The following is a 20,300-nucleotide window of genomic DNA, read 5'->3' as shown; positions in this document are numbered from 1 at the left end:
AGCTCCCTATCTATCTGTTTGTGTGCGTGAAATCAGGCGCCGGGTGCTCAGGAAAGCACGCCCAGGACGTCGGATTCCTTCATGATGATCAGGTCTTCACCGTCGATCTTGACCTCGGTGCCCGACCACTTGCCGAACAGGATGCGGTCGCCGGCCTTCAGCTCGAGCGCATTGACCTTGCCGCTGTCGTCGCGGGCGCCGGGCCCGACGGAGACGACCTCGCCCTCCTGGGGCTTTTCCTTGGCGGTGTCGGGGATGATGATCCCGCCCTTGGTCTTGGATTCTTCTTCCACGCGCTTGACCAGCACGCGGTCGCCGAGAGGACGAAACGCCATCTGTGTGTATCTCCCTTTGGAATGGTCCCCCGCCCCGGCTTTGGCAGCCACAGGTCGAGAGTGCTAATGCGGCCTGCACGTAGGGTCGCGACCCCCGGCCCGTCAAGGGTCCGGCCGGGTTGCCTTGCGAAAATTGTCAGGGGGTCTGCAGGGTTTCTGCGAGGTCCCAGCTGGCCCGGACCTGCTGGGCGAACAGGGGCGCGGCGCGGCGCAGGGGGTCGCGCCCTTCCAGCACCATGCCGTTGCGGGCAAACAGGTCCCGCCGCGCCGGTCGCACCACGGCCAGGGCCTCGGCCGGCCGGTCCCGGTCGGTCAGGAAGCCCGCCATGGTCCCGGCCAGACGCGTCGCCTCGGGATGGCCGGGCGCGAGTCGTGCGGCGACGATGGCCTGCGAGCGGCGGTACAGGCCCTCGGCCGTCGCATCATCGCCGGTTTCCGCCAGCGCCAGAGCCCGCCCCTCCAGCGTTGTGACCAGATCGGGACTGTCGGCCCCCAGGCCCGGCTCCAGCACCGCCAGCGCCTCGCTGAACAGCGGCAGGGCCTCGGCATGACGGCCCTGCCCCGACAGGGTGATGGCCAGATTGGCCCGCGCAATGCCGGTAAAGGGATGCTCGGGCCCGGCCAGCTCCAGCGCCATGGCGAGCACCCGCTCGAACACCGGCTGGGCCTCCACATCGCGGTCCGCCATATGCAGATACCAGCCGAAATTGTTCAGCAGCTGGGCCAGCAGGAAGGGGTCGCCCACTCCCTCGGCAATGCCGACCGCCCGGGCATAGGCGGCCTCGGCCTGCTCCATCCGGCCCGTCCGGCGCAGCACATTGCCCAGATTGCTGAGCACCAGCGCCACCGTGTCGCTGTCGCGTCCATAGGCCCCCTCATAGACCGACAGGGCGCGGCGGAAGATCGGCTCGGCCTCGGCGAACCGGCCCTGGGCCATCAGGGCATTGGCCAGCTGGTTCATCGTATCGGCCGTGACCGGATCGTCGGGGCCCAGCAGGTCCAGCCTCAGGCCCAGTCCCAGCCGCGCCGCTGTCTCGGCCTCCGCGAACCGGCCGAGGGCGTCCAGCGCCCGCCCTTCCTCGAACAGCAGTTCGGCGACCACTACTCCGTCACCGTGGTCGGCCAGCAGGGCCCGCGCCCGGGCGATATTGGTCAGCGCCGCCTCATAGCGCCCCTGGATGTAATAAAGCCGGCCCTGGATCTGCAGCGGCAGGACCAGCGCCGGATCGTCCGGACCACGCGCCGCCTCGACCACATGCACGGCCTGCGCCAGCGCCTCGGCCCCCGCCTCGACCCGGTCGTCCGCCAGTCTCAGGCGCGCCACATCGATCCAGGCGTTCGACGCCTCGACCGGCTGGTCCAGGCGGGCAAAGGCCTCGGCCGCCGAGAGAAAGCCCGCCTCGGCGGTGGCCACATCCCCGGCGTCGCGGGCGGCCGCGGCGGCCTCCAGCGTTTGGCGGGCCAGTTCATCCGGGCTGGAGACCCGGACATCGGTCGGGGGCGGCGGTGGCGGAGGAGGGGGTGGCGGTGGCGGTCGATCCTGCGCCATTGCCGCCTGCGCCAGCAGCAGCGCGACCAGCAGGGTCCCCGCTGCCAGCAGCAGATGGGCCAGGCTTCGACGAAGAGGGGCGGCGCGCGCGATCATCGGCGGCAAGGTGCGCCGAACACCGCTTTCAGACAAGGGTGCGCGCCTTGACGGAATCTGACCGGATGAACGGGGGATGAACGGCCCCCTCCCGGCGGGTTCAGGCCCGCGCCCCCAGTATGGCGCCATGAGCTTCACGCCACCTTCAGGAAAGGGACACCCCATGAACCGCTCCGAAAGCCAGATCCACGCCCGCGCTGCGGCCCCCACCGCGCCGTCCGCACGCCCGGCGGTCCTCGCCGGCCTGATCGCCGCCGCAACCGTGGCGGCCGGCCTGATGGCGGCCGATCCGGCGGCGGCCCAGTCCTATCGCTATGACCGCTATCCGGACCGCGACCGGTCCTCCAGCACCGAAGACGTGCTGATCGGCGCCGCCGTCGGCGCCGTGGCGGGCGCCCTGATCGGCAATGGCGACGGCGAATACATCCTCGGCGGCGCTGTGGCCGGCGCGGCCATAGGTGCCACCGCCAACCGCGGCGACGACTGCGACTACTATCGCGACGGGCGCTGCTACCGGAACCGTGGCCACTGGGAGCGCGAGCACGGCATCAACAGCCGCGACCAGAACTATTACGGCCGGGATCGCCGCGATGATCGCTATGACCGCCGCTACGATCGCCGGTACGACCGTCGGGATCGCCGCGACGACCGCCGCGACTATCGCTACGACCGCCGCTGGTAGGGGTCAGGCCAGACGGTCGAACAGAGACCGCGTTGACGGGTCCCACATCTGTGGGGCCCGTTTTTCGTGTGCAGCCCCCAGCACCCGCTTGGCCATCACCTTGCCCAGCTCGACGCCCCACTGGTCAAAGCTGTTGATGTTCCAGATGACGCCCTCGACGAAGGTCTTGTGCTCATAGAGGGCCAGCAGCGCCCCCAGTGCGTGCGGCGTCAACCGGTCCATCACCACGGTGGTTGAGGGCCGGTTGCCGGGGAAGGTCCGGTGCGGGGCCAGACGGTCGGCCTCGTCCGGATCCAGCCCGTCGGCGATCATCCCCTCGCGTGCCTCGGCGGTGGTCCGCCCCCGCATCAGGGCCTCGGCCTGCGCCAGGGCATTGGACCACAGGGGGGCACCGTCCACCCCGGGCATGGTCTCGCGGACGACGATGAAATCGGCGGGCACCACCTCGGGCCCCTGATGCAGCTGCTGGAAAAAGGCGTGCTGGCCATTGGTTCCGGGCTCCCCGAACACCACCGGTCCCGTGCCGTGCGGCACGGCCTGGCCGTCGCGGGTCACGCCCTTGCCGTTCGACTCCATTTCCAGCTGCTGCAGAAAGGCCGGCAGGCGACGCAGGCCTTGGGCATAGGGCGCCACGGTGCGGGCGCGCCGCGCCAACCCCTCGACATTATAGATCTCGGCCAGCGCCATCAGCACGGGCGCATTCCAGCCCGGCGGGGTCTCCAGCGTGTGCCGGTCCATGCCCGCCGCCCCGGCCAGCAGGTCCCGGAAAGCCTCTCCGCCCAGACCGATCACGCACGACAGGCTGACGGCCGACCACAGGGAATAGCGGCCGCCGACCCAGTCCGAAAAGCCGAACACCCGGCCACAGCCAAAGGCCTCGGCCCGGTCCGGCGCCGCCGACACCCCCACCAGATGCCGCCGCAGGCCCTCGGCGGGCAGGGCAGCGGCCAGCCAGTCGCGCGCCAGCGCCGCATTGGCCAGGGTCTCCTGGGTGGTGAAGGTCTTGGAGACCACGATCACCAGCGTCGAGGCCGGATCCAGTCCGCTCAGCGCCTCGGCCATCTCGCGCGGGTCGATATTGGCCACGAAGCGAACGTCCACCTCGGGGTCGACCGGCCGCAGCGCATCCCACACCAGCCGCGGGCCCAGATCCGATCCGCCGATGCCGACATGCACCACGGCCCGCAAGCGCTCGCCGGTCGCCCCGGCATGCTCGCCCGACCGGATCGCCTCGGCAAAGGCCACCATCTGGTCCCGCACCTGCTCGACCTCGCGCGAGACCGGCTCGCCCAGCGCCTCGAAATGCGCGCCGTCCGGTGCCCGCAGTGCCGGGTGCAGCACCGCGCGCCCCTCGGTGTCATTGACCGCCGCCCCGCCGAACAGGGCCCGTTTCCATGCCGGCACGTCACAGGCCTCCGCCAGCGCCAGACAGGCCTCCAGCCCCTCGCGGGTGAAGGCCTGTTTCGACAGGTCCAGCCACAGCCCGGCCGCCTCGAGCGTCAGCCGCTCCACCCGGTCGGGCTCGGCCCCGAACAGGGTCTCGATCCGCACATCGCGGTCACGCCGCGCGATCGCCTCAAGGGCCGCCCAGGCATCCGCCCGGCGTTTGGCATCGGTCTCGGGCAGGGCGGGGGTCATGGGCAGCTCCGGATGGGGAGGGGGAACGTCAAGGCCTCGTTTACGGCTCGGGCGTAAACCGGTGCAATCCCCCCGGTCGACCTGATTCGGGATGCGCCGACGGGTCGACACCATTCAAGGGCCCCGTGCCCGGAAAGGTCATCATGTCCTGTGGACTGGCGGTCGCCACGGCCCTGCTGCTCACCAATCCCGATGTGGCGCTCGCCGCCTCGCTCGATCCGGCCGCCGTGCCGGCCGACCTGACCGGTCTGGTGACCGAGCCCCTGTTCGTCGACATCGTCTCGCGCGCCGAACACCTGAAGGGCGTCACCGAGGGCTGGGCCGCCAGCGGCGCCGTGCACCAGCCGAACTTCCTGACCGGCGAAGACTGGCTCAGCTTCCGTACCGAGGCGCTGGCCCTCAGCGACCTCGACATGCAGGGCCACCTGATCCTCAAGTCGCGCGAGAGCCAGGGCGACATGACCTGCATCCTCCGGGGCCTGTCCGAGGACATGCCGCGCCGGATCGCCGACATGGAGGCTGCCGACACGCGCGAAAGCCGAGATCTGGCCCTGTCAGAACTGGTGCACCTGTTCGACGACAACATCGCCGTCATCACCGCCCCGGGTCAGACCTTCCCCGAATAGAGCCCCGGCTGAAGCGATCAGCGGCCCGCGTCGCGGACCGCCTCCGCCACCAGCCCTGGCGTCAACAGCTGCGGCAGGACGCGCGGCTCCGCCTGTCCGGGCGCATAGAGCAGATACAGGGGCACGCCCGAGCGCCCGTGACGCTCCAGCTCGCGGGTGATGGCCGGGTCGCGCACGGTCCAGTCCCCGACCAGATAGACGCCCCGGGTCTCCTCCAGGGCCTTCGCCACCTCGGCGGATGACAGTGCCACCCGCTCATTGATCTTGCAGGTCACGCACCAGTCGGCGGTGAAATTGACCAGCACGGGCCGCCCCTCGGCGCGGGCAGCCTCGACCGCTGCGGATGACCAGACCCCGGCGGCCAGTGCTTCGGTGCCGTCTGCGGACGCGGCCGGGACGTCCGGCTCCATCCGGGCGGCCACGGCCAGGGCGGCCCCTGCGGCCAGCAGGGAGATCAGGCCGAGGACCACCGCCCACCGCCCGGCGCCCGCCTGTCGCGTGCCCCACAGCCACAGGGCAAAGGCCAGCATCAGACCCGCCAGCAGGCCCAGCGCCAGCACCTCGCTGCCCGCTTGCCGTGCCGCCACCCACATCAGCCACAGCGTCGTCGCATACATGGGAAAGGCCAGCAGACCTTTCATCCGGTCCATCCACGGTCCTGGCCGCGGCAGGCGCGCCAGCAGCGGCGGGCTCAGGCTGATGGCCACGAATGGCAGGGCCAGACCCAGCCCCAGCATCAGGAACACCATCAGCGCGGCCGCCCAGGGCATGACCAGCGCCGCGCCCAGCGCCGCCGCCATGAAGGGGGCGGTACAGGGCGCCGCCACTGCCACTGCCAGCACCCCCGTGAAAAAGGCCCCGGTGCCGCCCGGCAGGCGCGCCAGCCGCACCTCGCCCAGCCCCTGAAGCGACTGGCCGATGTGATAGACGCCCGACAGGTTCAGCCCCACCGCCAGCGTCAGCAGCGCCAGCGACAGCACCACGACCGGGCTCTGAAGCTGAAAGCCCCAGCCGATCGCCTCTCCCGTTGCCCTCAGGCCCAGCATCAGCCCGGCCAGCAACAGGAAGGTCACCAGTACACCCGCCAGAAAGGCCAGACCGTCGCGCCGAGCCTCGCGCGGGTCGTGGGCGGCCCGGGCCAGCGCCGCCGCCTTCATCGCCAGAATCGGGAAGACGCAGGGCATCAGATTCAGGATCAGCCCGCCTGCCAGCGCCAGCAGCGCCGCCTGCAGCAGGGCCGACAGATCGAACCCGCCCCGGGTCTGTGCCTCGCTGTCGAGCGTCCCCGACCCGTTCGTCCCGTCCGGCAAGGGGCCGGGCCGGGCGATGATCTCATAGGCGCCGCGCGCGGTGGTCAGCACCCCGGCGATCGCCTCCGGCGGCCCGTCCGCGGGCCGGCTGCCCGGGCGGAGCGTCAGGGCCAGCCCCTCCGGCCCCCAGGTCCCGGTCTGGGGCGCGGCATGGTCGATCACATCCGTCCCGAACGGATAGAAATAGACCGGACCCGGACCGCCCTCGCCCTTGAGCGCATCTCCGGTCACCGCCAGCGTCAGGGCGCCGCCCGGGCCCCGGGCCACGCGGGCCTCCAGACCTGCGGGGCGGGGTGCGCTGTCCAGCACGGCCTGCATCGCGTCGGCATGGGGGGTCTCGAGCGCGCGTTGGTCGGCCGCGCCGACCGGCAGCCTCAGGGCCAGCTCCAGCTGGTCCGGCACGCACATTTCGGCGCTGCACACCAGAAACAGGGCGGTCACCGACAGGTCCAGCATCTCGCCCGGCACAGCATCGGCGGGCACGGCGACCGGCACCGGCAGATAGACGACGCCCTCATAGCCGTAATTCATCAACCCGGAGAGCGGCAGGCGCTCGGGTGTCGGCCAGACGATGTCTCCGGCGTCCAGCCCCTCGGGCAGGTGCCAGCTGAGGGTGGTCGCCCCGCCGGAATCCCCGGGATTGCGCCAATAGGTGTGCCAGTCGGGCCGGATGTCCTGTCGTACCGCCAGGATCAGGGTCGATCCCGGCGTGGCGCTGGCCGTCATCGACACCAGCTCTGCCGTGATCCGCTCGGTCGAGGCCGGGCCGGTCCTTGCCGCGATTGAGCTTTGCGCCCCCGACTGGGCTTGGGCCGGGGCGACGGCCGACATGGCCAGCAGCGCCGCCAGCAGCAGCCGTCGCAGGAACAGGGACAGGGTCGGCACCGGCGCTCTCGGCTCCCGAAGCAATGAGGACGGCGCGACCCTAGGCGCGCGCGCGCGCCGGGTCACCTCCCTCGGGAGCGCTCACGACTCATCTGCGACGGCGGGACGCACGGCCTAGCGCGGGGGCGCGGCCTCGATCAGCACTTCGGTGCGGCGGCGCAGCGGCACGGCCGTCCCGTCGCCCGAGGTCGCGCCTGTATCGCCGGCGACCGCGATCTCGAACACCGGCAGGGGCCAGCCCTCGGCTTCCAGCGCCTCGGTCACCGCAATGGCCCGACGCTCCGACAGGGTCTGGTTGGCGGCCGACGATCCCGTCGACGAGGCCAGACCGATCACCTGCACCTTCCGGATGTCACACCCGCGCAGCTGGTCGGCGGTCATGCGGATGGCCTGCATCGCCGGATCGGTCAGGCGCGCCTGACCCTCGGCGAAATAGATGTCGAACCGCTTGGCGGTGCAGGTGGCGGGCTCGACCACCAGGTCGCTCCGGTCGCGGAACGGCCCGTACCCCGAACAGCTCGCCAGCCCGACACCGGCGACCGCCGCCAGCGCCGCAAAACGCGAAATCGATACCGATGACATGCCATCTCTCCCCAACCTGGCCCTCACCCTAACAGAAAAAGGCGGCCCTTCCGCACGGAAAGGCCGCCTTCTCCTTCAGATTCAGGTCCGATCAGTACCGCGGCGGGTTCCGACGCGTACCGTCTTCCCAATAGCAGTCCCCTTCGGGGTAGCAGTAGTAGTAGGCGCCGCGCTGCTGGTCATAGTTGCGACGCTGGTTGGCGCGGTCCTGGTTCGAGCCACGGATGGCGCCGGCGGCACCGCCCACGGCGGCACCGATGGCCGCACCGGTGCCGGCGCTGCCGTCACCCACGTTGTTACCGATGATGGCACCGGCGACAGCGCCGATGGCCGCACCGGCCGCGCCCTGACGGACGGTTTCATTGGTACCGCCGTAGCCGTACGGGTCGCTGGCGCAGGCCGTGCTCAGCAGGCCGGCGGCCGCAATGGCGAAAATCGCTCTCTTCATCGTCAATCCCTTTTCCCTTCAGTTCGCCCCCGGGGTGAGAACGCTGGATTATGGCCCCGGTTCCTCGACTATATCTCGCATTAAGACTGTATTAAGGTCCGGGAGAGGGGCCGGGGGGCATACCAGCCGGGGCCCCTTCAAGAACCAGGGGGTATTTGCGTATGCGTTTCAACCAGATCACTCGGATGGCCGATGACGGTCATGCCAGCCCCGTGTGGGCCCGCAAGAAGCGCCGCTCGGGCGCCGGCCTGTCGGGCATCATCGGGCTCATCATCGTCCTCCTGGCCGTGTTCGGGGCCCTGACGGTGGCGCTGGGCATCAAGGAAGGGTCCGTCGCCGGAGGGGGCGCCACCATTGATCGCTGGATCACCAGCGGCGTGAACGGCGTCAAGGGTCTGGTCGGTCAGGCGCCCGAGGCGGCCGAGGCCGTGGCCGACGATGCCGGGGATCTGGCCGAGAAGACCGGCGACGCCCTCGAGGCCGGCGCCGAGCGCACGGCCGAGGAACTCAAGAACCCCTGATCGCGGCTTCGTCTCCGGCGGCTGGAACGCCCGGACCTTCGGCACGTTCAGCCGCCATGGCGGAAACCTTGACCATTGAAGAGACGTCGACCGCGCGGCCGCTGACGTCGGCCGTGCCCCTGCGCTCGATCGTGGTGCTGGTCAATCCGCTGTCCGGCGGCGTGGGGGACAAGGCCCTCGAGGAGGTCGAGGCCATCCTCGCCGACTACGACCTCCAGGCCACGGTGGTCGGACTGGACGCCGATAATTTCGACGCCCGGATCGATGAAGCCTTCGAGGCGAAGGCCGACGCCCTGTTCGTGCTGGCGGGCGACGGCACGGCCGGCACCATCGCGGCCCGGGCGGGGCCGGACGGCCCGCTCATCGCGCCCCTGCCCGGCGGCACGATGAACATGCTGCCCAAGGCCCTCTACGGCACCGCAGACTGGAAGAAGGCGCTCCGGAGCGCGCTGGAGTCCGGCACCGAGGTGCCGGTTGCCGGGGGACGCGTCGTCGACCGCATCGAATCCCGGCCCTTTTACTGTGCGGCCATTCTGGGGGCGCCCGCCCTGTGGGCGCCGGCGCGAGAAGCCGTCCGCGTGGGTCGGCTGCGTCTGGCCTGGCTGCATGGCCAGCGCGCGCTGAAACGCGCCTTCACCGGGCGCCTCCGCTACACCCTGGTCGGGGAAGGCCCCGGCCGCGCCGAGGCTCTGGTGCTCATCAGCCCCACCATCTCCCGCGCCATGGAGGCCCCGACGGGGCTCGAGGCCGCCGCCATGAACACTCGCGGCGCCGTCGACGCCTTCCGTCTGGCGGCGCATGCCCTGTTTGACGACTGGCGCCGGGATTCCTCGGTGCGTACCCGACCCACCCGCTACGTCACCGTCTCGGCCCGCTCGCGTATTCCTGCCGTGATCGACGGAGAACCGACCCTGCTCGATGCCGAGGCCGAGGTCGTCTTCGACGCCGTGGCCTTCCGCGCCCTCGCCCCTGCCGCCGATGCGGAGCCATCGGGGGAGGAAGGGGTCTAGTGGGGCGGATTATCCAGGTTTCGGACGTGCATTTCGGCTGCGAGATCCCCGAGGCGGTGACCGCCGTTCACGACCTGCTGCACGAGGTCCGTCCGGACCTGACCCTGATCACCGGCGACATCACCCAGGTCGGCGCGCGCTCCGAATTCCTCGATGCCGCCCGCTGGATCGACAGCCTGCCGACGCCGGTGTTCGTCACCGTCGGCAACCACGATGTGCCCTACTGGGATGTGATGGCGCGTGTCTTCAATCCGTGGGGGGCGTTCGAGGACGCCGTCGGCCACCCGGCCCACGACCACCAGTTCAGCGCCCGCTTCACCGACACCGCCCTGATGGTGCGCGGCATCACCACGGCCCGTGGCTGGCAGGCCCGCCTCAACTGGTCCAAGGGCGTCATCGATCTGGACCAGACGTCCCGGGCCGCCGAGGCCCTCTCGCGGGCACCCGTCGGGGCGTTGCGCATCGTCGCCGTCCATCATCCCCTGATCGAAATGGAAGGCGCGCCCGTCACCGGTGATGTGAAGCGCGGTCGCCGGGCCGCCCAGCTGTTTGCCGACGCCGGCGTCGATCTGGTGCTCAGCGGCCATGTCCATGTTCCGTTCGCCCTGCCCATCCAGCTGGGGGATCACAAATCCTACGCCGTCGGCTGCGGGACCCTGTCGCACCGGCTGCGCGGCGTGCCGCCCAGCATCAACCGCATCGAGTGGGACGATCGCTCCATCACCGTGACCGTGCTGGCCTTCGACGGGACGGCATTCGTCGAGGACAAGGTGTGGACCCTGGCCCGCCGTCAGGACACCCGCCATGCCGAGACCGCCCCCCGCCCCGAGGCGGTGGCCGCCGACATGCAGCAGATGGCCGACAGCGAGGCGCGCTGAGCCGCCTTCCGCCCGGGCGGATGCACGGCGGGCGTGACCATTGCCGAGGGGAATGCTAGACGCGCGGTCCTCCCGCCGCCCTCCCCGCGCCCCTCCAGACCGAGCCCCGTCATGCCCGCTGCTCCCGACTTTCCGCCCGCCCCCGATGCCGTCCGTCCCGTCCGGGCGCTGATCTCCCTGTCCGACAAGGCCGGCCTGGTCGAGGTCGCGCAGGCGCTCAACGATCTGGGCGTGGAACTGGTCTCGACCGGCGGCACACGCGCCGCGATCGACAAGGCCGGCCTGCCGGTGCGCGATGTCGCCGACCTGACCGGCTTTCCGGAAATGATGGACGGCCGGGTGAAGACGCTCCACCCGGTGGTGCACGGCGGCCTGCTGGGGGTCCGCAATGCCCCGGCCCACGCTGCGGCCATGGAGCAACACGGCATCGGCCCGATCGATATCGCCTGGATCGATCTCTACCCCTTCGAATCCACCGTTGAATCGGGCGCGGGCTTCGAGGCCTGTATCGAGAACATCGACATCGGCGGCCCGGCCATGATCCGCTCGGCGGCCAAGAACCACGGCCACGTCGCCGTCTGCGTCGATCGCGACGCTATGGATCAGGTGATCGCCGCGCTCAAGGCCGACGGCGCGACCTCGCTGGCCCTTCGCAAACAGCTGGCCGCGCGTGCCTTTGCCCGAACCGCCGCCTATGACGCTGCCGTCAGCGGCTGGTTCGCCGACCGGGTCGAGGATGCGGCCCCGGTCCGCAAATCCATTGCCGGCACCCTCGCCCAGACCCTGCGCTACGGCGAGAACCCGCACCAGTCGGGTGCCTTCTACCGCACCGCCGACCGCCGTCCCGGCGTCGCCAACGCCCGCCAGCTGCAGGGCAAGGAGCTGGGCTACAACAATATCGCCGACGCCGACGCCGCCTATGAACTGGTCGCCGAGTTCAGCGAGCCCGCCTGTGTGATCGTCAAGCACGCCAACCCCTGTGGTGTGGCCATCGGCAGCGACCTGTCGGCGGCCTATCAGCGGGCGCTGGCCTGCGATTCCGTCTCGGCCTTCGGCGGCGTGGTCGCGGTCAACCGCCCCCTGACAGCGGCCGACGCCCGGCTGATCACCGACATCTTCACCGAGGTGGTCATCGCCCCCGGCGCCGATGAGGAGGCGATGGCGGTCTTTGCGGCGAAGAAGAACCTGCGCCTGCTGCTGACCGACGGCCTGCCCGATCCGATGCAGGCCGGCTCGGTGTTCCGCTCGGTCGCCGGGGGCTTCCTGGTGCAGTCGCGGGATCTGGCGCGGATCACGCCCGCCGACCTGACCATCGTCACCAAGCGCCAGCCCACCGACGCCGAGGTGCGCGACATGCTGTTCGCCTTCACCGTGGCCAAGCACGTCAAGTCCAATGCCATCGTCTATGCCAAGGACGGCCAGACCGCCGGCATCGGCGCGGGCCAGATGAACCGCCGCGACAGCGCCCGCATCGCCGCCATCCGCGCCCGCGAGGCCGGAGAGGCCCAGGGCCTGCCGTCGCTGGCCGAAGGCTCGGCCTGTGCGTCCGAGGCCTTCTTCCCCTTCGCCGACGGCCTGCTGGAAGCGGTCGCCGCCGGGGCCACCTCGGTCATCCAGCCGGGCGGGTCGATCCGTGACGCCGAGGTGATCGCCGCCGCCGACGACAAGGGCATCGCCATGGCCTTTACGGGAACCCGGGTCTTCCGGCACTGATTGGGGGGCGCTAACGCTCGCAACGCGGTTGCTCGCTGCTTGAGCTGACACTGGCCCTGGGCTCGCGACGCGGTCGCTCGCGGCTTGAGGGCTATGGGGGTGAATATGGACACGCTTGCGGAACGCTGGGCCCGGCTGGAGCCCCATGTGACGGTGGTGGAGCCGGACGACGACCGGCCGCGTCCGGCGGTCCCGCTGTTTCACGGCTGCGGGGGCGTCCGCGATCACCTGCCCCTCTATGCCGAGGCGGCCAGGGCGGCGGGCTGGCGGGCATACATCGTTGATTCCTTCGCCGCCCGGGGGTGGAGCCGCAGCTTCGCCATGGCCACCGTCTGCACCGGCCTGCATTTTCGCGGACATGCCCGGGGTGGGGATGTGCTGGCCACCATCGACGGCCTGTCGCGCCGGCCCGAGGTCGATGCCGGTCGCCTGTGCCTCGCCGGATGGAGTCACGGCGGCTGGGGCATTATGGAGGCCATGAGCGCCGATCCCCGGCCCGGGGCGCTCGGCCTGTCGGACCCGGCTGCCTGTGACCTCGCAGGGGTGAAGGGCGCCTGGCTGGCCTACCCTTACGTCGGCTTCCTTGCGGCCAACCGGATGAAGCCCTGGCGGCACTGTCCGAAGACCCTCGGCGTCATCGCCCGCACCGACCACCTGACGACGGTGCGCAATGCCGAACGGGTCCATGCCATGGTCCGGAACTGCGGCGTTGAGGTCGAGACCTGGATCGCCGAGGGCACCCACGCCTTCGACGAACCGATGAGCGCCCCGCCCATGCGCCATGACCCCGAGCTGGCAAAGGAGGCGATCCGGCGCTTCACCGCCCTGCTGACCGATCTGGCGCCCGCTCTCTAGACGGGCTCGACGACGACCTCGCCGCGGATCGAGTTGGCCAGATAGCAGGCCTCGTGCGCCCGGTGGTGCAGGTCGTCCAGCACCCCGGCCGGAGGAGTCTCGCCGACCCAGCGGATGTCGGGACGCAGGGTCACGCGAGTGATCGAGATCTTGCCCCGGTCGTCCCGGCCCATGTCGGCCACCGCGGCGTCGGTATAGCGGTCGACCGTCAGGCCGGCCCTGGCCGCAAAGGCCAGAAAGAACAGCATGTGGCAGGCCGACACCGCCGCCACCAGCGCCTCTTCCGGGTCAACGGCGGCGGGGTCCGAGCCCGGCACCGGCGGAGCCGACGAGCCCCGCACCACGGCACCCCCGTCAAACCGCCAGTCGTGCGCCCGCGAATAGGCCCCGTCGGTGAACGGTTGATCGCCGCGCGACCAGTCGACCGTGGCGGTATAGGTGCTCACTTCAGGGCCTCCAGAAGCCAACGATCTTCTTGACCTCGTCGACGACCGGGTCGGCAACGGCCGAGGCGCGCTCGGCCCCGTCCTTCAGCACCCGGTCGATCTCGGCCGGATCGGCCATCAGGCGGCGCATCTCGGCCGTGACCGGGGCCATGGCGGCGACCGCCACCTCGGCCAGCTTCGGCTTGAAGGCGCCAAAGCCCTGCCCCGCGAATTCGGCCAGCACAGCCTCCTTCGTCTGGTCCGACAGGGCGGCATAGATCGTCACCAGGTTCTTCGCTTCCGGCCGTCCCTCCAGCCCGTCCAGCGTCTCGGGCAGGGGCTCCGGATCGGTCTTGGCCTTCCGCACCTTGGCGGCGATGGTGTCGGCATCGTCGGTCAGATTGATGCGCGACAGGTCCGACGGGTCTGACTTGGACATCTTGGCCTGACCGTCACGCAGGCTCATGACGCGCGGCGCGGGGCCCTGAATGACCGGCTCGGGCTGGGGGAAGAAGCCCGGCACGCCAAAGTCATTGTTGAACTTCTGGGCGATGTCGCGGGTCAGCTCGAGGTGCTGTTTCTGGTCCTCCCCGGTCGGCACCTCGGTCGCCTTGTAGACGAGGATGTCGGCCGCCTGCAGCACCGGATAGGTATAGAGGCCGACCGAGGCCCGCTCCTTGTGCTTGCCCGACTTCTCCTTGAACTGGGTCATCCGGTCCAGCCAGCCGAGGCGGGCGACGCAGTTGAATACCCAGGCCAGCTCCGCATGGGCGCGCACCGCCGACTGCGGAAAGATCACCGAGCGCGCCGGATCGAGGCCCGAGGCCAGATAGGCGGCGGCGATCTCGCGCGTCTGGGCCGTCAGCTTGTCAGGCTCCTGCCAGACGGTGATGGCGTGCAGATCGGCGACGAACAGGAAGCACGGGGCGCCCGCGTCCTGCAGCTGGGTGAAGCGCTTGAGCGCGCCCAGATAGTTGCCGAGGTGCAGGGCACCCGAGGCCTGGATGCCGCTCAGAATGCGGCGCGGACCGGAATAGGCGGGAGGCGTATCAGACATGGCAAGGGCCATGCCCCAGCCGGGCCGGGGTGGCAAGAGCGGGCATCAGTCCTTGCCGCCGTTGCCGCGCTGGACCAGCGCCCTGAGCTCGGCAATCGTCACCGCCCGGGTCGCCAGCGCCAGCCCGGCATAGGCCAGTCCGCCCAGCGCCGAGACCAGCCCCACGGCGATCTCCTTGGCCCCGACCGACAGGCCCGCAGCGGCCAGAACCGATTGGATTTCGGGCTGATAATACGGCCGGGCCCAGCTGGCGAAGGCGACCAGCGCCCCCATACCGGCGGCGGCCAGGGTGATCCGGATCAGGCGCGAGACGAGGGCGGGCCCTGGACGGTAATGGTCCCGTCGCCACAGGTTGAGGGCCAGCAGGCCGGCGTTGGACCAGGCGGCCGCGCTGACGGCGGCGGCGATGCCGGGCACACCCATTCTGGCTCCGAAGAACAGGCCGACGGCCAGCCCCACATTGACCACCACCGAGACCAGGGCGAACCGCATGGGGCTCTTCGTGTCGCCCCGGGCAAAATAGGCGGGGGCCAGAATGCGGATCAGCACAAAGGCCGGCACGCCCCAGCCGAACTGGAACAGGGCCCGGGCGGTCGCCTCGGCATCGACATCGAGGAAGGCGCCCCGCGTGAACAGGGCGTCGATCAGGAAATAGGGCATGCCCATCAGGGCGGCAGCGGCGGGCAGGGTCAGGGCCATGGACAGCAGGACGGCCTGATCCATGGAGGCCTTCTGCCGGGCGTGATCATTCGAAGCCACGGCCGCCGACAGGCGGGGCAGCAGGGCGATGCCGATCGCCACCCCGACCAGCCCCAGCGGCAGCTGGTACAGGCGATCCGCAGTGGCCAGCCAGGTCCGGCCTCCATCGACGAAGCTGGCCAGATTGCCGGACACGAACACATTGAGCTGGGTCGCCGAATTGCCGACGGCCGCCGGAATGGCGGTGATGATGATGGCCTTGACCTCGGGCGTCAGCCTCGGGATCGCCAGATGGATATTGGCCCCGGCCTTGCGCACCGCCCACCAGCACAGGCCCGCCTGGGCCACGCCCGCCGCCAGCACCGCCCAGGAGGCGGCATAGGCCGCGCCCACCTGCCCGCCCGTGGCCGGTATGACGGCCGCCAGCATGATCAGGTTCAGCAGGATGGGATAGGCGCCCGAGACGATGAACCGTCCCCGCGCATTCAGCACCCCGGACAGCAGGGCCGCGATCGCCATACAGGGCAGATAGGGCATGGTGATCTGGGTCAGCACCACGGCCAGCTTGTAACGCGCCGGATCCTCGAGGAAGCCGACGTTGATGACCATCATCAGCCACGGCATGGCCAGCTGGGCGACAATGGTCAGGACGACGGTCGCGGCGGCGACGGCGGCCAGCGCCTGGGTGGCGACCCGGTCGGCCTTCTCCGGGCCGTCGAGTTCCAGGGTTTTCGAATAGGCAGGCACGAAGGCGGCGGCGAACGCCCCCTCGGCAAAGATGCGCCGGAACAGGTTGGGGAAGCTGAGGGCGGTGTTGTAGGCGTCGGCGGCGGGTCCGGCCGAGGCGCCCAGCGCCGCCGAAATCACCACATCGCGCGCGAAGCCCGCGCCCCGGCTGATCAGGGTCAGGCCGCTGAAGATGGCCGAGGATCGCATCATCCCGCCGCCGCGCCGGGCCGGCGGGCTCGCGGGGGTGGTCCCGCCGGGGGGCGTGGTGGCCGTGGCCTCGGGCGTCGGAACGGTCTCGGGGGGCAGGCTCACCGGCAGGCTCGGATCAGGATCGGAGGAATGTCAGCCATAGGCCGATTTCGACGATGGCGCACTCATCGATAACGGCGCGTGAATGGGCCGGGGCGACGAGGGCCCAAGAAAAAGGCCCCGGCGTTTCCGACGGGGCCTCTTCCTTAAGGGTGGATCAGCGATCAGTCGCGACGACGACCACGGCTGCGGTCGCGGCCACCGCCGTCTCCGTCCCGCTTCGGACGGCCGCCGGTGTCTTCCGACAGGGGCGGCTCGCCCCGCTCGGCGCGCTCGGCGTTGATCTTGTCGGTGATGTCCTCACCGGTTTCCTGATCGACGACCTTCATCGACAGCTTGGTCTTGCCGCGATCGTCGAAGCCCAGGAACTTGACCTTGACCTCCTGGCCTTCCGACAGGACGTCGGCAGGGTTGGCGACACGCTCCAGCGAGATCTGCGACACGTGGACCAGACCGTCCTTGGCGCCGAAGAAGTTCACGAAGGCGCCGAAGTCGACGACCTTCACGACCTTGCCGGAATAGATCATGCCGGGCTCGGGCTCGGAGGTGATCGACTTGATCCACTCGCGGGCGGCGTCGATCTTGTCCTGCTCCGAGGCGGCGATCTTGACCGTGCCGTCGTCCTCGATGTTCACCTTGGCGCCCGTCTTTTCGACGATTTCGCGGATGATCTTGCCGCCGGTGCCGATCACGTCGCGGATCTTGTCGACCGGGATCTTGATCTGCTCGATCTTGGGCGCGTACTCGCCCAGCTCGGTGCGGGCACCGTCGATGGCCTTGTCCATCTCGTCGAGGATGTGCAGACGGCCTGCCGACGCCTGGGCGATGGCCTTCTTCATGATCTCCTCGGTGATACCGGCGACCTTGATGTCCATCTGCAGGCTGGTGATGCCGTCACGGGTGCCGGCCACCTTGAAGTCCATGTCGCCCAGGTGATCCTCGTCACCCAGGATGTCCGACAGGATGGCGAACTCGCCCGAGGGCTCCAGGATCAGGCCCATGGCGATGCCCGAGACCGGCTTCTTGAGCGGCACACCGGCGTCCATCAGGGCCAGCGACGATCCGCAGACCGTGGCCATCGAGGACGACCCGTTCGACTCGGTGATCTCCGACACCAGACGGATGGTGTAGGGGAATTCTTCCGAGGTCGGCAGCATCGGGCGAATGGCGCGCCAGGCCAGCTTGCCGTGACCGATTTCGCGACGGCCGGCGCCGCCCATGCGGCCCGTTTCCCCGACCGAATAGGGGGGGAAGTTGTAGTGCAGGAGGAACTTCTCCTTGTACGTCCCGGTCAGGGCGTCGATGTACTGCTCGTCCTCGCCGGTGCCCAGGGTGGCGACCACGATCGCCTGGGTTTCACCGCGGGTGAACAGGGCCGAACCGTGGGTGCGCGGGAAGACTCCGACTTCCGAAACGATCGGACGGACCTTGTCGAGGGCGCGACCGTCGACGCGGTGGCTGTTCTCGATGATGTCGCGACGCAGGACCTCGGCCTCGCATTCCTTGAAGGCGGCGGCGAACTTGGCCGGCTCGACGCCGTCCGGGTTCTCGTCGGTCTTCACCAGGGCCTCGGCGGCCTTCTTCTTGGCGGCGCCGACCGCTTCGTGGCGGGCGTGCTTGGCCTGATGGGTATAGGCGGCCTTGATGTCGTCGCCGACCAGCTTCTTGATCGAGGCGACCACGTCCGAGTGATCCTCGGCGGTGAAGTCGAACGGCTCCTTGGCGGCGTGTTCGGCCAGGTCGATGATGGCATCAATGACCGGCTGCATGCCGCGGTGGGCGAACATCAGGGCCTCGAGGAAGGTCTCTTCCGACAGCTCCCTGGCTTCGGACTCGACCATCATCAGGGCGTCCTGGGTGCCGGCGACGAACAGGTCCAGATCCGAGTTCGGCATCTGGTCGAGCGTCGGGTTCAGAACCAGCTCGCCGTCGATGTAGCCGACGCGGGCGCCGCCGATCGGGCCCATGAAGGGCACGCCCGACAGGGTCAGGGCCGCCGAGGCCGCGACCATGCCTACGACGTCCGGATCATTTTCCAGATCGTGCTGCAGGACGGTGACGATGACCTGGGTCTCGTTCTTGAAGCCCTTGACGAACAGCGGGCGGATCGGACGGTCGATCAGGCGGGAAACCAGGGTTTCCTTTTCGGTCGGACGACCTTCACGCTTGAAGTAGCCGCCGGGGATGCGACCCGCGGCAAAGGTCTTTTCCTGATAGTTGACCGTCAGGGGGAAGAAATCGAGGCCGGGCTTGGGCGCGCGGCCGTAGACGACGGTGGCCAGCACGACGGTCTCGCCATAGGTGGCCAGAACCGCGCCGTCCGCCTGACGGGCGATGCGGCCCGTTTCCAGCGTCAGCGGGCGACCGGCCCACTCAATGGTCTTGCGTTTGATATCGAACATATTTTCTCTTTCGAATCCCATGGCCGGATTGCCGATGGGGACGGACAGTCAGGGCTATTCTCAGTCCTTCGGGCCCAGGAACCCGGATACGCCGTCGCATCCGGGCGGGGGTGGAAGAGGACCGGCGTGGCCCTCGCGTCGTGGAGGCGTCTGCCTCCGGTCCGCCGATGGCGGATAAGAGAAAGGGCCCGTCGAGCGGGCCCTTCCCGTCACCTGGCCCTAGCGGCGCAGGCCCAGCTTTTCGATGATGGCCTGATAGCGGGCCGCATCTTTTTTCTTGAGGTGGTCCAGAAGGCCCCGGCGTTGCGACACCAGCTTGAGCAGGCCGCGACGGCTGTGGTTGTCCTTCTTGTGGGTCTTGAAGTGCTCGGTCAGGTTGGCGATCCGTTCGGTCAGGATGGCCACCTGCACTTCGGCGGAACCGGTATCGGCGGCGCCGCGAGCGTTATCGGTGATGACTTCGGCCTTGCGTTGAGGCGTAATCGACATCGGGCAGTCCTTTCTTGCCCTATCGCTCGGCCCGCGGGGCCTCGCTGCTTGAGGGCTGGAGGTTGAAAACGCGGTCGGGTTCAAGCCGACCGGCCCGCATCGAACAGAGGGCGACCAGGGTTCCGTTCCCGAATACCGAAACCGTCCGCGAGCCGGGCCGGAGCCGGGCTTTCAGCGTTTCGACGTGTCGGGGAAGCAGAACGATCGGCCGTCCCTGCCGAAGCGAGAAGGCATCCGTCTCGGTCACGGCCAGGTCCGGGATGTCGTCCAGAGCGGTCGCGACCGGAAGGAGACCTTCCGAGGCGGCGCCCCTATGCACCATTTCCCGCAGAATATCCAGTGTGACCGCCGATTCGGTCGAAAACGGCCCGACCCGCTCGCGCCGGAGCGCCGTGACATGGCCCTCGGCCCCCAGCATGGCCGCCAGATCCCGCGCCAGCGAGCGGATATAGACCCCCTTGCCGGTCCGCACCGTGATCTCGACGCTGTCAGTGTCCGACGCCGTGATCGCCGCCTCATGAATGGTGACGGGACGGGCCTTCAGCTCGAATTCCTCGCCGTCCCGTGCGAGGTCATAGGCGCGCTGGCCGTCGACCTTGATGGCGGAAAAGCGCGGCGGCACCTGTTCGATATCGCCGACAAAGGCGGGCAGGGCGGCCTCGACCGCCTCGCACGACGGCCGCACGTCCGAGCGCGCGATCTCGACGCCCTCGGCGTCCACACTGTCGGTCGACACCCCCCAGGTGACGGTGAAGCGATAGACTTTCTCGGCGTCCATCATGAAGGGCACGGTCTTGGTCGCCTCGCCCAGGGCGATCGGCAGGATGCCGGTGGCCAGCGGGTCCAGCGTTCCGGCATGACCGGCTTTCTGCGCATCGAACAGGCGCCGGACGATCGATACCGCCTGGGTCGAGCCCATCTCAAGCGGCTTGTCCAGACAGACCCAGCCGTCGACCGGCTGCCCGCGCTTGCGGCGGCCCATCAGAGAATCCTCCCCACTCGCGTAGCGAAGGGGGGAGGGGGACCAGCGAAGCTGGTGGAGGGGGCGAAATCAAGCGGTGC

19 protein-coding genes are annotated in these 20,300 nt (G+C 69.6%); 7 read left to right on the top strand and 12 right to left on the bottom strand.

Going from position 1 to position 20,300, the window contains the following annotated elements; translation table 11 throughout:
• Positions 1 to 47 precede the first annotated feature (47 nt).
• The gene (gene groES / locus LC068_RS09715) at positions 48 to 335 is read right to left on the bottom strand and encodes a co-chaperone GroES (protein WP_123288102.1); all 288 of its coding nucleotides are present in this window, start codon (positions 333 to 335) and stop codon (positions 48 to 50) included.
• 136 nt (positions 336 to 471) lie between these two features.
• Complete coding sequence (locus LC068_RS09710; RefSeq protein ID WP_226636714.1) at positions 472 to 2,016, bottom strand: tetratricopeptide repeat protein; 1,545 nt, start codon at positions 2,014 to 2,016, stop codon at positions 472 to 474.
• Positions 2,017 to 2,143: 127 nt separating this feature from the next.
• On the opposite strand from LC068_RS09710, the gene LC068_RS09705 reads away from it, so the two are divergent.
• Entirely contained in the window at positions 2,144 to 2,662 is a 519-nt protein-coding gene (locus tag LC068_RS09705) for a hypothetical protein (protein WP_226636711.1), read from the top strand.
• 3 nt (positions 2,663 to 2,665) lie between these two features.
• On the opposite strand, the gene pgi is transcribed toward LC068_RS09705, so the two are convergent.
• Positions 2,666 to 4,300 (bottom strand): glucose-6-phosphate isomerase, encoded by a 1,635-nt coding sequence (pgi, locus tag LC068_RS09700; protein WP_226636709.1) that lies wholly within the window; start codon positions 4,298 to 4,300, stop codon positions 2,666 to 2,668.
• A gap of 143 nt (positions 4,301 to 4,443) precedes the next feature.
• Between pgi and LC068_RS09695 the strand changes: the two genes are divergently transcribed.
• Positions 4,444 to 4,926: a hypothetical protein gene (locus LC068_RS09695; protein ID WP_226636707.1), complete on the top strand. Its 483-nt coding sequence runs from the start codon at positions 4,444 to 4,446 to the stop codon at positions 4,924 to 4,926.
• Between the two features lie 17 nt (positions 4,927 to 4,943).
• On the opposite strand, the gene LC068_RS09690 is transcribed toward LC068_RS09695, so the two are convergent.
• The 3 genes from LC068_RS09690 to LC068_RS09680 form a co-directional block, all read right to left on the bottom strand.
• Positions 4,944 to 7,121 (bottom strand): protein-disulfide reductase DsbD family protein, encoded by a 2,178-nt coding sequence (locus LC068_RS09690; RefSeq protein ID WP_319002494.1) that lies wholly within the window; start codon positions 7,119 to 7,121, stop codon positions 4,944 to 4,946.
• 114 nt (positions 7,122 to 7,235) lie between these two features.
• Entirely contained in the window at positions 7,236 to 7,703 is a 468-nt protein-coding gene (locus tag LC068_RS09685) for an OmpA family protein (RefSeq protein ID WP_226636705.1), read from the bottom strand.
• Positions 7,704 to 7,794: 91 nt separating this feature from the next.
• Complete coding sequence (locus LC068_RS09680; RefSeq protein ID WP_226636703.1) at positions 7,795 to 8,151, bottom strand: YMGG-like glycine zipper-containing protein; 357 nt, start codon at positions 8,149 to 8,151, stop codon at positions 7,795 to 7,797.
• A 185-nt stretch (positions 8,152 to 8,336) separates the two neighbouring features.
• Here LC068_RS09680 and LC068_RS09675 point away from each other — a divergent pair, with 185 nt between their 5' ends.
• The 5 genes from LC068_RS09675 (at position 8,337) to LC068_RS09655 (ending at position 13,128) form a co-directional block, all read left to right on the top strand.
• Positions 8,337 to 8,672, top strand: coding sequence for a hypothetical protein (locus LC068_RS09675; protein WP_226636701.1), 336 nt, complete (start codon positions 8,337 to 8,339; stop codon positions 8,670 to 8,672).
• A gap of 56 nt (positions 8,673 to 8,728) precedes the next feature.
• Positions 8,729 to 9,682: a diacylglycerol/lipid kinase family protein gene (locus tag LC068_RS09670; protein WP_226636700.1), complete on the top strand. Its 954-nt coding sequence runs from the start codon at positions 8,729 to 8,731 to the stop codon at positions 9,680 to 9,682.
• Positions 9,682 to 10,560, top strand: coding sequence for a metallophosphoesterase family protein (locus LC068_RS09665; RefSeq protein WP_226636699.1), 879 nt, complete (start codon positions 9,682 to 9,684; stop codon positions 10,558 to 10,560). The genes LC068_RS09670 and LC068_RS09665 overlap by 1 nt, the downstream gene beginning before the upstream one ends.
• A gap of 111 nt (positions 10,561 to 10,671) precedes the next feature.
• Positions 10,672 to 12,273, top strand: coding sequence for a bifunctional phosphoribosylaminoimidazolecarboxamide formyltransferase/IMP cyclohydrolase (gene purH, locus LC068_RS09660; RefSeq protein WP_226636698.1), 1,602 nt, complete (start codon positions 10,672 to 10,674; stop codon positions 12,271 to 12,273).
• A 105-nt stretch (positions 12,274 to 12,378) separates the two neighbouring features.
• Positions 12,379 to 13,128, top strand: a complete 750-nt coding sequence (locus tag LC068_RS09655; protein ID WP_226636695.1) for a dienelactone hydrolase family protein — start codon at positions 12,379 to 12,381, stop codon at positions 13,126 to 13,128.
• Here LC068_RS09655 and LC068_RS09650 read toward each other — a convergent pair.
• The 6 genes from LC068_RS09650 to truB form a co-directional block, all read right to left on the bottom strand.
• Positions 13,125 to 13,574 carry an OsmC family protein gene (locus LC068_RS09650; protein WP_226636693.1) on the bottom strand — a complete coding sequence of 150 codons (450 nt, stop codon included), beginning with the start codon at positions 13,572 to 13,574 and terminating at the stop codon, positions 13,125 to 13,127. The genes LC068_RS09655 and LC068_RS09650 overlap by 4 nt on opposite strands.
• A 1-nt stretch (position 13,575) precedes the next feature.
• Complete coding sequence (gene trpS / locus LC068_RS09645; protein ID WP_226636690.1) at positions 13,576 to 14,610, bottom strand: tryptophan--tRNA ligase; 1,035 nt, start codon at positions 14,608 to 14,610, stop codon at positions 13,576 to 13,578.
• A 45-nt stretch (positions 14,611 to 14,655) separates the two neighbouring features.
• Positions 14,656 to 16,248, bottom strand: a complete 1,593-nt coding sequence (murJ, locus tag LC068_RS09640; RefSeq protein WP_226637088.1) for a murein biosynthesis integral membrane protein MurJ — start codon at positions 16,246 to 16,248, stop codon at positions 14,656 to 14,658.
• 263 nt (positions 16,249 to 16,511) lie between these two features.
• Positions 16,512 to 18,749 carry a polyribonucleotide nucleotidyltransferase gene (gene pnp, locus LC068_RS09635; protein WP_226636687.1) on the bottom strand — a complete coding sequence of 746 codons (2,238 nt, stop codon included), beginning with the start codon at positions 18,747 to 18,749 and terminating at the stop codon, positions 16,512 to 16,514.
• A gap of 219 nt (positions 18,750 to 18,968) precedes the next feature.
• The gene (gene rpsO, locus LC068_RS09630) at positions 18,969 to 19,238 is read right to left on the bottom strand and encodes a 30S ribosomal protein S15 (protein ID WP_209119599.1); all 270 of its coding nucleotides are present in this window, start codon (positions 19,236 to 19,238) and stop codon (positions 18,969 to 18,971) included.
• 19 nt (positions 19,239 to 19,257) lie between these two features.
• Entirely contained in the window at positions 19,258 to 20,220 is a 963-nt protein-coding gene (gene truB / locus LC068_RS09625; RefSeq protein WP_226636684.1) for a tRNA pseudouridine(55) synthase TruB, read from the bottom strand.
• Positions 20,221 to 20,300 lie beyond the last annotated feature (80 nt).

It is taken from the genome of Brevundimonas poindexterae (assembly GCF_020524625.1).
In the GTDB taxonomy this organism is placed as follows: domain Bacteria; phylum Pseudomonadota; class Alphaproteobacteria; order Caulobacterales; family Caulobacteraceae; genus Brevundimonas; species Brevundimonas poindexterae_A.
Note: the sequence above shows the minus strand (reverse complement) of the source record. Positions and strands in the feature narration are given on the sequence as shown.